Raw genomic sequence first — 12,164 nt, 5'->3', positions numbered from 1 at the left:
AGTAAATAATTAAAGCAAAAATTTAATCGTATTTTCAAGTGATGTGGTTGGACGATTTAATAAAGTTTCTAAATCTTTACGGTCGCTTAGTAGTGCACCATTTACTGCTTCTACATCTGCTTCCACTACAACATTGACTAAACCTTCAGGTAAACCTGCTTGTAAAAGACCTTGTGTATAATCTTCCGCAGATAAATTGGTATAAACCACAGTTTTATTACTTAGGTCAGAAATGGTTTTTGCTAAAGTTTCTAAAGTGAACGAGGTGGAACTTGCTAATTCATAAGTTTTATTTTTATGCCCATCACTCAGTAAAACATTTACCGCTGCTTCTGCGTAATCTGTGCGTGGAGCTGCGCTAATCAAGGCATCTTGTGCTGCACCATATAAAATGCCAGTTTCAATGTTGTGAGCTAAACCTGCTAAATAGTTTTCGCTATACCAGTTGTTTCTTAAGAAGGTATAACTTAATCCACTTTCTTTAATCAATTGTTCAGTTTCACGGTGTTCTTGAGCTAGCCCTAATGGGGAGCTATCGGCACGCAGCAGGCTTGTATAAGCAATATATGGAATTTTAGCTTCAACTGCCGCATCTATAACAGCTTTGTGCTGTGGTGTACGACGACCAATTTCATTCGCTGAAATAAGTAAAATTTTATCAATACCTTGTAGAGCGGGAACAAGCGTAGTGGGTGTGTCGTAATCGAAATGACGAACTTCGATTCCTTTTGCTTTTAGATTTTCTGCCTTGTCTACATTACGGACTAGAGCAACAATATTTTCTGCTTGGGTTTTATTTAATAAATGTTGAATAACGAATTGACCGAGTTGACCCGTTGCGCCTGTAATTGCAATTTTCATTTTAATCTCGCTTTTTTCTGATGAATAAATAAACTTGATGGTTAAATCATAATCTGTTAACTTACTAAAAGAAAGTACGTACTAAAAAGTAAGTCTATTACTAAATGGAAGGATTTTTATGTCAAGTTATGAAACAAGTAAAGTTTTAGGACAAGTTTTATCTACAGATTGTCCTGCTAGAGAAATATTAGAACATCTTACTAATAAGTGGTCTGTTTTAGTTTTGCGTTGTTTAAGTGGTGGTGTGCATCGTTTTAGTGAATTAAACCAGCGTATAGAAGGTATTAGTGAAAAGATGCTTTCTCAAACTTTAAAAATGTTAGAACAAGATGGTTTTATTTTACGTACGGTTTATCCTGTTGTGCCACCAAAAGTAGAATATCAGCTAACAATTTTAGGTTCAGATGCTGCAAGTAAAGTGAATTATGTGATTGATTGGATTGAGAAAAGTTTACCTGAAATTATTGAAAATAAAGCGCGTGTGAATGGCAAAAACTAAACTGACGTAAAGAGGTAATTTAAATGAAAATGTACCAAGTCGATGCGTTTAGTCATGAGCTTTTTAAGGGTAATCCTGCTGCCGTTTTATTATTAGATGAGTGGTTAGAAGATGCTTTAATGCAAAATATTGCTTTAGAGAATAATCTTTCAGAAACAAGTTTTGCTAAAAAAATAGATAATGAAAATTATGAAATTCGTTGGTTTTCACCTGTAAAAGAAGTTCAGTTTTGTGGCTATGGAACATTAGCAACAAGTTTTGTGATTTTTAATGATCACCAACAGATTAATTCAATTACATTTCACGTAAAAGACATGGGTGAGTTTTTTGTAGAGAGGTTGGTGGGTGGTCAAATTTCACTCAACCTTCCTGCTCAAATTCCCCAAAAATTAGAACAAGCACCTGATTTATTAATAAAGGCACTAAATTCAGAGATTCTAGAAGTTTATGAAAACCCGCAAGCATATATTGCCGTATATAAAGATGCAGCATCAATTTTAGCCGAAAATCCAGATTTTAATTTAATTAAAAACCTAGGCGGTAAGCGAGTAGCAATTACAGCGATCAATGATTTGGCATTAGCAGAGTTTAAAAATTACGACATTATTTCTAGGTATTTCACACCATCAATGGGAATTGATGAAGATCCTGTAACGGGTTCATTGCATACATCTTTAATGCCGTTATGGAAAGAAAAAACGGGTAAATCAGAAATTACAGCTTATCAGGCTTCTAGTCGTGGTGGGGTGTTGTATTGCCGATTATTAGGCAATGATCGAGTTGAGATCACAGGTACTTGCCGACTTTATATGGAGGCAATATTAAATCTTAATCACTTAAAATATAAATGAACCATTCAAAATGAATAATATTTAATGAATAGGTGAAAATTACTATTCGAGAAATTCTTTAAAATGTGGCAGAATATGGGGTTTTAAAGTTTTTAGAGGATTGGCAATATGCGCTTTGTTGATGAAGCAGTCATTACCGTAGAGGCTGGCGACGGTGGCAATGGCGTAGCCAGTTTTCGCCGTGAAAAGTTCGTACCATTTGGTGGTCCAGATGGTGGTGATGGTGGTCGTGGTGGCAGCATTCATATTCAAGCTGGCGACGACACAACTACCCTTGTAGATTATCGTTATACCCGTAGATACCGCGCAGAACGTGGTAAAAATGGTCGTGGCGCAAACTGTGCAGGCCGTGGTGGTGAATCAGTATTTCTAAAAGTTCCAATTGGAACAACTATTGTTGATGTAGAGTCTGGTGATATTATTGGCGATTTGGTCGAAAACGGTCAAAGCGTAATGGTTGCATTGGGCGGAGATGGTGGTTTAGGTAATACACACTTCAAATCATCAACAAACCGTTCACCACGTAAGTGTACACACGGAACAAAAGGTGAATTCCGTGAAGTGCGTTTAGAACTTAAAGTATTGGCGGATGTTGGCTTGTTGGGTATGCCTAATGCAGGTAAATCTACCTTTATTCGTGCAGTTTCTGCTGCAAAACCAAAAGTTGCAGATTATCCATTTACCACAATGGTTCCAAACCTTGGTGTGGTAGATGCTGACCGTTATCGCTCATTTGTAATGGCGGATATTCCAGGTCTAATTGAAGGTGCATCTGAAGGTGCAGGTTTAGGTATTCGTTTCCTTAAACATTTGGCACGTACTCGTATCTTGTTGCACATTGTTGATGTTCAACCAATTGATGGTTCAGACCCAGCTTATAACGCAAAAGCAATTTTGAAAGAGTTAACAAACTTCTCACCAACACTTGCAAAACTACAAGTGGTATTGGTCTTGAATAAAGTCGATCAATTGGCTGAAGAAACGCGTGAAGAGTGGTGTAATCACATTCTTGAAGAATTACAGTGGGACGGCCCTGTCTTTAAGACTTCTGGCTTAACGGCTGAAGGCACGAAAGACGTGGTTTACTACTTAATGGATCAGATTGAAGAACAACGTGAACGCGAAGTTGAAGATCCAGAATATGCAGCAGAAATGAAAGCATTCCGTGATCAGCTTGAAGCTGAAACACGTGAACAAACGCTTGCTGCTAAAGAAGCGTATCGCGAAATGCGTCGTCAACAACGTCTTGCTGGTATTTTGGGTGATGACGATGAAGATGATGAAGACGACGATAACGATGTAGAAGTGCATTACGTACGTTAAGCTCTAAAGAGTTAATGAGGACACGATGATAGAAGTGGTAGATGGGCAGCGTCAGCTTAAGGGTTGTAAAAGAATCGTTGTTAAAATCGGATCATCTTTACTCACAGCAAACGGGCAAGGTCTAGATATAAATGCAATTTCGCATTGGGCGAAACAAATTGCAGATCTACACAATGCAGGACACGAGATCATTCTTGTGTCATCGGGTGCTGTGGCTGAAGGTATGGTTCGAATGAAACTTGAGAATCGACCCACCGATCTACCCAGTCTTCAGGCGTGTGCTGCCATTGGTCAAATGGGTTTAATCCAAACTTGGTCTAGCATCCTTGCGCAATTGAATATTCAAACTGCACAAGTGCTTTTAACCCATGATGACTTGGCAGATCGTCGACGCTATTTAAATTCTTGTGATGCATTGCAACACTTAATTGATTGGCGTGTGATTCCTGTGATCAATGAAAATGACACAGTATCTACAGATGAAATTCGCTTTGGTGATAACGATACTTTGGCTGCAATGGTGGCAGGTCAGGTGCATGGTGATTTACTCATCATTTTAACTGACCAACAAGGTATGTTTGATTCAGATCCACGCTCGAATCCTAATGCTAAACTTTTTGACACAGTTCGCGCCTTAGATGAAAGTCTGTTCGATATGGCAGGTGGTGGCGGTAAGTTTGGTCGTGGTGGTATGTTGACCAAAGTTCGTGCTGCACGTTTAGCTGCAAAATCGGGTTGTCCAACACTCATTGCAAGTGGCGAAAGTGAGCGTGTGCTTTCACGGTTAATGTCTGGTGAGCTATTAGGAACATTATTTATTGCAGATAATGATCGTATGACAGCACATCAACAATGGCTTGCTGCGCACTTACAAACGGCAGGTCGTTTGGTGATTGATCATGGCGCTGTAAAAGCCATTAAAGAAAACCACCGTAGTTTGTTGCCTGTGGGTGTAAAAGCGGTGGAAGGGCACTTTGAGCGTGGTGATGTGGTTGAATGTGTAGATGTCGATGGTGGGCGCGTTGCGGTTGGTCGTGTGAATTTTAGTTCACGTTCAGCTGAAATCGTAAAAGGCTTATCTTCAGATAAAGTTCATCAGGTTTTAGGTGAAGCACGTTCTCTTGAGATGATTCATCGAAATCATATGGCAATTTATTAATTAGTTTTTTGATAGATACTGAAAGGCTTAATTCTGTAAAGAGTTAAGCCTTTTTTGTTATTGGTTAATTTTATTAAAACTACATCTCAAATTAAATCTTATAAAAATTAAATGAATATATTCTAAATAATTTCTTATGAAATGACTGTGCCACTTGGTTGTGGGATTTTAAATTCGAATCTGTATTTCGATGTTGATAATAAAACAACGAGATGTGTTTGTAATTTCTGCTTTAGCTTCCTCTTTAATTTTATATTGTTCATCATGAATTAAATTTTTTATTAAATATTATGTTTTAAATTAAATATTTATGCTCTTAAAATCGTCTGGTTTTTAATTTATTTACGGAGATTAAAATAGAATAAGCTTATACATTCTTCACTAAATTATAGCATAAAAATATCAAATTTTTTTACTAATAATCGTGTCATATGGCATCCTTTTTAGTGAATTATTCATGTAAAAAGAACTTATATTAAAGCCAGATAGTTAATTAAAACTTAAGAGTGTGGATAAGGGAAATTAGATGAATCAACATCAATTAGGACCATTTGAAGTCATTGAAAGTCAAGATAATAAGCATTTACCTATTTTTGAAAATACGGTTTTAGCCTACAAGGGGAAGCAAGAGTCTGAGGATGGTTCAAGAAATGATTTACCAGAAAATTACCCATATAAAACAAGAATGACGCGGCAAACGTATGAAGCTCAAAAAAAATTATTACAAATAGAGTTATTGAAAGTTCAAAGTTGGGTTAAAGAAACTGGACAAAAAATTGTGTGTTTATTCGAGGGGCGTGATGCTGCAGGTAAGGGTGGCACAATTAAGCGTTACATGGAACATTTAAATCCGCGTGGAGCTCGCGTTGTTGCTTTAGATAAGCCCAATAATTTAGAAAAAGGTCAGTGGTATTTCCAACGCTATCTGAAAGAGTTACCAACAGCGGGTGAAATGGTTTTCTTTGACCGCTCTTGGTATAACCGAGCAGGCGTTGAACGTGTTATGGGTTTTTGTGAGCCACATGAATATCTTCAATTCATGAGACAAACTCCTGAAGTTGAACGTATGTTGGTAAATTCAGGTATTCATTTGTTTAAATTTTGGTTTTCGGTGAGTCGTGAAGAGCAATTAAGACGATTTATTGCACGTCGTGATGATCCGTTGAAGCATTGGAAATTGTCACCCATTGATATTCAGTCTCTTGATCGTTGGGATGAATATACTGAAGCCAAAAATCAAATGTTCTTTCATACGCATACAGCCGATGCGCCTTGGACAATTATTAAATCTGATGATAAAAAACGTGCACGTTTGAATTGTATTCGTTATTTTTTACAGCAATTAGATTATCCAAATAAAGATTTGAATATGCATACCAAAGTGGATTCATTGATTGTAAAGGTGCCGAACCACTTATTTAAAAATGGCTTTGAAACCAAAGATGACTAATAAATAAAAAGCTCCTTAGGGAGCTTTTTTTAGGAATAGGGGTGATCAATCACTGTAATTAGGTGATTAACCATAATTTAAATATATGCTGATTGATTACTTTCTCTTATTGGATTAAACCTTTATTAATTAAAAAGGCGAATACTTTGCGGTGAACTATCATCACCCATGCCATAAGGCGATCTTTATATATATTCCAAAGCTTCAAACCTGAAATATTAACAATAAAAGCAAAGAAGAAGGCACCAAACATATCTATCGGGAAATGAACACCTACATAAACACGCGCCCATGCCACAAGCCAAGCAACCGCAATCAGTAATTTACCGAATTGTCGTTGCGATGAAAAATAGTATGAGAAAGCGAGTCCGCTCAAAATACTCATGTGATTACTAGGAAATGAGCCTGTAGGAGCGTGTACTAGAATGGTTTCACCAACATCCATGACAAATGGTCTTGGCGTATTTAAAACATAAGATAAAAGTTCACTAATAAATAATGTAATTGTTGTGAAAATAAAAGCCTTTAAAATATTCTTTTTAATTTTATTATTGCCAATAAACCAAGCAAGAATAAACATGATAAATAGAATATATATCAAGTCATGTGCAATAAAAGTTGCATATGACATCATGAAATTAGATGCATTTTCAGGAACATTAAAAATATGAAATAAATAGAGATTTAGATTTTGTATAAGCATTGGTTATAAAGAGTAAGGTCAAACTCGAAGTGTTACTTTAGTTGTTTTAAAATTAAAATTAAATAGAGTTATTGTTGGAGTTGTTTTAATAATATTCATATAAAATTAGATCAAAACTGCAAGTGACTCATGCAGTTTTGATACAATATTGATTACTTTAATTGAATAGATCCGTTCGCATTGACAGTAATTTGAGATTCACCACTCGCCACCTCCTGTTCAGGAATAACATCTGCGCTTGCAGCTTTCATTATTGCCATAAGAGGCACAGGTCTATTGCTATAACTATTTGTATTTAAATTAATATTGATAAGTTGATAGCTTGATTTATTCCATGCTTGAGCTAAAGATTGTGCACGTTGTTGGAAGTTCTTCGATGCCTCAACCATCAGTTCATTTTCTACTTTTTTACGCTGACTATCTGAAACATTAAAATTGATCGATTGCGTTTGGAAGTTTTGTTGTAGTTCACTAATGAGTTGGCTTGCAGCTTTAAAGTCTTTACTTTCCAAACGAATTTCAGCACGTCCGCGCCATTCTTTTACTTTGCGATTATCATTATCATAAACTGGATAGGTGCTTTGTGAACCTGTTTCAAACTTTATTTGAGAATACTTTTTAGCAGTATTTATTGCTTGCGTCATCAGCTGATTAATTTCAGATGCAAGTTGAGCAGGTTGTTTATTTGATTTTTCTATATATAAAACAGCGGTCATTTCATCGTTTGAAATTTCACGAGATGCTTCTGCTTGAATATTGAGTACATTGTAGTTTAAAGCATTATTATCTTGTGCAAATGCAGGTGCAGAAATGGCAGTAGTTAATGCAAGTGCTAAAGTGGTGTAAAAATAACGCATATTTATTCCTAATTTTTAGCTGTAGTTATATGGTTTATAGCATAAAATTTTTTTATGTTTGATTTATGCATAAACTGTAGTTTGTATGTAAAAAGTATTTTTATTGCTCGTAAATTCCATTTAATAAAAGCATTAAATTTTAGTATCTTAGGGAGTTATTTAAAATTGATTGTTCGTATTGGAAATATATAACAAAAAATAGGCTTTTCTTTCATTTGTCATAGGCTAAGATGATAATTCACTCTATCGGTTAGACTAAGATAACTTTCCGATAAAATTAGGATAACTTTATTTCTTAAAAGTGTTTATTTTTTAGAAAAATTAGGTATTATCCGCCCTCTAGTTACGATGCACAAAAAAACGTACGAACTAGAACCATAAAGCACCGAGTCAAAAGACCGCAAGTCACCCGACTTATTTCTTTTAACCCATATCAGAGATGGTAATTCGATATGAGCGTTTCTTCAGTAAATCCTGCCCCTAAGTCTACTAACGAATACTATTTAACTCGCCAAAGTCAAATGGAATCTAATGTTCGTAGCTATCCACGTAAACTTCCACTTGCGATAGCAAAAGCCTTAGGCTGCTGGGTTACCGATGTTGAAGGTACAGAGTACCTCGATTGTTTAGCTGGGGCAGGGACATTGGCATTAGGCCATAATCACCCTGCGGTCATTCAAAGTATCCAAGACACACTTGCAAGCGGTTTACCGTTGCATACTTTGGATTTAACAACACCTTTAAAAGATGCTTTCACTGAAGCACTACTTGAGCAATTACCTGGTGGTAAGGCTGAGTATTGCCTACAGTTCTGTGGCCCGTCTGGTGCAGATGGTACAGAAGCAGCAATTAAATTAGCAAAAACTTACACTGGTCGTAGTTCTGTAATCAGCTTCTCAGGTGGTTACCATGGTATGACTCACGGCTCTTTAGCAATGACAGGTAACTTGTCTGCTAAAAATGCTGTGAATGGCTTAATGCCGGGTGTTCAATTTATGCCGTATCCGCATGAATACCGTTGCCCATTGGGTATTGGTGGTGAAGCGGGTGTTGATGCATTAACTTATTTCTTCGAAAACTTCATTGAAGACGTTGAAAGCGGTGTAACTAAACCAGCAGCTGTAATTCTTGAAGCAATTCAAGGTGAAGGCGGTGTGGTAACAGCACCGGTTAAATGGTTGAAGAAAATCCGTGAAGTGACTGAAAAGCACAACATCGTGTTGATTCTTGATGAAGTTCAAGCGGGCTTTGCACGTTCAGGTAAAATGTTTGCCTTTGAACATGCAGGTATTGAACCTGATGTTGTGGTGATGTCTAAAGCGGTAGGTGGCAGCTTACCTCTAGCAGTGCTTGGTATTAAACGTAAGTTTGATGCTTGGCAGCCAGCGGGTCACACGGGTACATTCCGTGGTAACCAATTGGCTATGGGTACTGGTCTTGCAACAATCAAAACCATTAAAGAACAAAACTTGGCTCAAAATGCGCAAGAGCGTGGTGATTTCTTACAAGCTGAATTTAAAAAATTAGCAGTAGAATTCCCATGTATCGGCAACGTACGTGGTCGTGGTTTGATGCTTGGTGTTGAAATTGTTGATGAACGTCAACCGGCGGATCACATGGGCTCATTGCCAGGTGATGGTCAATTGGCAGCAGCAATTCAAGCGGCATGCTTCGACAACAAATTGTTGCTCGAAAAAGGCGGTCGTAACGGTACAGTGATTCGTCTACTTTGCCCACTGATTATCACGCATGACGAATGTGTTGAAGCTGTTGCTCGCTTTAAGAAAGCAATCGCTGAAGCGCTTGTTGCAACTCGAGGCGCGTAAGACATGGTTGATTTTGCAGAACATCGTAAAGCGTTATTCTGCAATGATGCACAATCCATTGCTGACTATCAGTCAGTAATGGGCGAGGCGGTAAAAGCCGTTTCTGCATGGTTGCAAAATGACAAAATGTACACGGGCGGTAGCATCAAAGAGCTTCGCTCTGCAATCGCGTTCAATCCTTCTAAAGAAGGTATGGGGGTACAGAAGTCTCTTGATCGTATGGTTGAGCTTTTCTTAAATAAAAGCTTAAAAGTACATCATCCACACTCGTTAGCGCATTTGCATTGCCCAACAATGGTCACTAGCCAAATCGCAGAAGTGTTGATTAACGCGACCAACCAATCAATGGACTCATGGGATCAAAGCCCGGCTGGTTCTTTGATGGAAGTTCAGTTAATCGACTGGCTTCGCCAAAAAGTGGGCTACGGTGCAGGTCAAGCAGGTGTGTTCACCTCTGGCGGTACGCAGTCTAACTTGATGGGCGTTTTGCTTGCGCGTGATGCGTGCATCGCGAAAAACTGGAAAGACGAAAACGGCAATCCGTGGTCTGTTCAGCGTGATGGCGTACCTAATGAGGCTATGCGTAACGTTAAAGTCATCTGTTCTGAAAATGCGCATTTCTCTGTGCAAAAGAACATGGCAATGATGGGCATGGGCTTCCAATCTGTAGTGACTGTTCCAGTGAACGACAACGCACAGATGGATGTGGTTGCTTTAGAGCAAACCATGGCGCACCTTCAAGCTGAAGGCAAAATCGTGGCATGTGTGGTTGCAACTGCGGGCACAACTGACGCGGGCGCGATTGATCCACTGAAAGAAATTCGTGAAATCACCAACAAGTATGGCGCGTGGATGCACATCGACGCAGCATGGGGTGGTGCTTTAATTTTATCGAATGATTTCCGTGACATGTTAGATGGTATCGAACTTTCTGACTCAATCACGCTTGATTTCCACAAGCATTATTTCCAAACGATTTCTTGTGGCGCATTCTTGCTGAAAGATGAAGCGAACTATCGTTTCATGCATTATGAAGCGGAGTACTTAAACTCAGCTTATGATGAAGAGCATGGTGTACCAAACCTTGTGTCTAAGTCTCTACAAACAACTCGTCGTTTCGATGCGTTGAAATTGTGGATGACAGTTGAAGCATTGGGTGAAGAACTTTACGGTTCGATGATCGATCACGGTGTTGGTTTAACACGTGATGTTGCAGCGTATATCGAAGCAACAGATGGTCTAGAAATGTTGGTTGATCCACAATTCGCATCTGTGTTGTTCCGTGTAATTCCTGAGGGTTACCCTACAGAATTACTCGATACACTGAACCAAAACGTAGCAGACGAATTGTTTGCCCGTGGTGAAGCAAATATTGGTGTAACCAAAGTTGGTCAAAATCAATCATTGAAAATGACCACTTTAAGCCCAGTTGCAACTTTAGATAACGTGAAGAATTTGCTTGCACTAGTGCTTGCAGAAGCGGATCGTATTAAAGATGCAATCGCAGACGGTACATATACACCTGCAATTGATTAATCATTTGCTTGTGTAAAAAAGGCGCTCTATAGAGCGCCTTTTTTAATTGATAGCTTAAATAGAAAAAAGAATAAGAGGTGTCAATGTAAATGGATTAAATGTGATGTAGTATGTAATTTATATATTTTTGTTGTATTATTCATCAATAATTAATGAGTTAATAAATCATTTATTAAAACTAAAACTATGAAGTTGTAAACAATCTATAAGATTGGAGATAAAAATGAAATTGAATAAAATAATCACAAAAACCCTTTTACTTTCTGCAATGGTTTGCGGGCATGTCAATGCAGCGGATCTTATTATTAAAAATGCAACGATATTCGATGGTACGGGTTCAGACCTAATTAAAAATGCAAATGTCATTATTGAAAATGGCAAAGTTAAGGCCATTGAAACAGGAAAAATAAAGGAAAAAGCAAAGCAAATTATCGATGCTAAAGGCAAAACAGTTATGCCGGGTTTAATTAACGCGCATTTACATTTGTTTTGGGATTTTTATGATATGCCTCCGCAAATGCCAGCGAGAAGTGAAGTAACCGCACAAGCTTTTATTAATGGAGATTTGACCACGTAGATTACGTGGACATTTAGAAAATGGTTTTACATCTACGTTTTCACCTATCGATTTTCAACCTTATATTTATCAAGTAAGAGATAAAATAAAGAAAGGTGAGATTATTGGTCCACGTATATTTGTGGCGGGTGCTGTTCTTTTAAATGCAGGTAGCTATTATGCTTGTGGTGATCTAAAAGATGAGGAGCTAAAATGGTGTAATGACCATGTACGCTTACCTATGGATACACCGGCACAAGCTCGTGCTTCTGTACAAGAATTGGTAAAAAATAAATCAGATGTGGTTGTATTTGATGGTGTCACCAATCAAACAGTCATCAATAAAGAAGTTATCAAAACAATTGTAGATGAAGCGCATAAAAATAATCTTAAAGTTCTTGTGCATAATACAAATGCAAAAGATGTAAATACAATGTTAGATGCAGGTGTTGATGGGACTTTACTGAAACGACTTGGTGAGCAACGTACGCCAATTGCAGTTACGCTAGGTTTCTTGGAGCGATATAGCCAAATCCTAAAAAC

The 12,164-nt window shown here is 37.7% G+C and carries 12 protein-coding genes; 9 read left to right on the top strand and 3 right to left on the bottom strand.

Annotated features, from left to right (window positions below):
* Nucleotides 1-9: 9 nt before the first annotated feature.
* Nucleotides 10-861, bottom strand: a complete 852-nt coding sequence (locus tag A6M14_RS11150) for an SDR family oxidoreductase (RefSeq protein WP_152875079.1) — start codon at nt 859-861, stop codon at nt 10-12.
* A gap of 118 nt (nt 862-979) precedes the next feature.
* On the opposite strand from A6M14_RS11150, the gene A6M14_RS11145 reads away from it, so the two are divergent.
* The 5 genes from A6M14_RS11145 (at nt 980) to ppk2 (ending at nt 6,143) form a co-directional block, all read left to right on the top strand.
* Nucleotides 980-1,360 carry a winged helix-turn-helix transcriptional regulator gene (locus tag A6M14_RS11145; RefSeq protein WP_152875078.1) on the top strand — a complete coding sequence of 127 codons (381 nt, stop codon included), beginning with the start codon at nt 980-982 and terminating at the stop codon, nt 1,358-1,360.
* Between the two features lie 23 nt (nt 1,361-1,383).
* Nucleotides 1,384-2,211, top strand: coding sequence for a PhzF family phenazine biosynthesis protein (locus A6M14_RS11140; protein WP_152875077.1), 828 nt, complete (start codon nt 1,384-1,386; stop codon nt 2,209-2,211).
* A gap of 108 nt (nt 2,212-2,319) precedes the next feature.
* On the top strand, nt 2,320-3,534 hold the full coding sequence (cgtA, locus tag A6M14_RS11135) for an Obg family GTPase CgtA (protein ID WP_152875076.1): 1,215 nt from the start codon (nt 2,320-2,322) through the stop codon (nt 3,532-3,534).
* A gap of 25 nt (nt 3,535-3,559) precedes the next feature.
* Complete coding sequence (gene proB / locus A6M14_RS11130; protein ID WP_152875075.1) at nt 3,560-4,693, top strand: glutamate 5-kinase; 1,134 nt, start codon at nt 3,560-3,562, stop codon at nt 4,691-4,693.
* A 526-nt stretch (nt 4,694-5,219) separates the two neighbouring features.
* Nucleotides 5,220-6,143 carry a polyphosphate kinase 2 gene (gene ppk2 / locus A6M14_RS11125; RefSeq protein WP_152875074.1) on the top strand — a complete coding sequence of 308 codons (924 nt, stop codon included), beginning with the start codon at nt 5,220-5,222 and terminating at the stop codon, nt 6,141-6,143.
* A 106-nt stretch (nt 6,144-6,249) separates the two neighbouring features.
* Here ppk2 and A6M14_RS11120 read toward each other — a convergent pair whose 3' ends face one another.
* Nucleotides 6,250-6,846 carry a phosphatase PAP2 family protein gene (locus A6M14_RS11120; RefSeq protein ID WP_152875073.1) on the bottom strand — a complete coding sequence of 199 codons (597 nt, stop codon included), beginning with the start codon at nt 6,844-6,846 and terminating at the stop codon, nt 6,250-6,252.
* 152 nt (nt 6,847-6,998) lie between these two features.
* Nucleotides 6,999-7,703, bottom strand: a complete 705-nt coding sequence (locus A6M14_RS11115; RefSeq protein WP_152875072.1) for an SIMPL domain-containing protein — start codon at nt 7,701-7,703, stop codon at nt 6,999-7,001.
* A 452-nt stretch (nt 7,704-8,155) separates the two neighbouring features.
* Between A6M14_RS11115 and A6M14_RS11110 the strand changes: the two genes are divergently transcribed.
* The 4 genes from A6M14_RS11110 to A6M14_RS11095 all read left to right on the top strand — a co-directional run.
* The gene (locus A6M14_RS11110) at nt 8,156-9,529 is read left to right on the top strand and encodes a diaminobutyrate--2-oxoglutarate transaminase (protein ID WP_152875071.1); all 1,374 of its coding nucleotides are present in this window, start codon (nt 8,156-8,158) and stop codon (nt 9,527-9,529) included.
* A gap of 3 nt (nt 9,530-9,532) precedes the next feature.
* Nucleotides 9,533-11,065: a pyridoxal phosphate-dependent decarboxylase family protein gene (locus A6M14_RS11105; protein ID WP_152875070.1), complete on the top strand. Its 1,533-nt coding sequence runs from the start codon at nt 9,533-9,535 to the stop codon at nt 11,063-11,065.
* Nucleotides 11,066-11,288: 223 nt separating this feature from the next.
* Entirely contained in the window at nt 11,289-11,642 is a 354-nt protein-coding gene (locus A6M14_RS11100) for an amidohydrolase family protein (RefSeq protein WP_152875069.1), read from the top strand.
* A gap of 46 nt (nt 11,643-11,688) precedes the next feature.
* Nucleotides 11,689-12,164, top strand: a 476-nt coding sequence (locus A6M14_RS11095) for an amidohydrolase family protein (RefSeq protein WP_188110903.1), incomplete at its 3' end; no start/stop codon positions are given.

The organism is Acinetobacter portensis, from assembly GCF_009372215.1.
Taxonomy (GTDB): Bacteria; Pseudomonadota; Gammaproteobacteria; order Pseudomonadales; family Moraxellaceae; genus Acinetobacter; species Acinetobacter portensis.
This window is presented reverse-complemented; position numbering and strand designations above follow the sequence as displayed.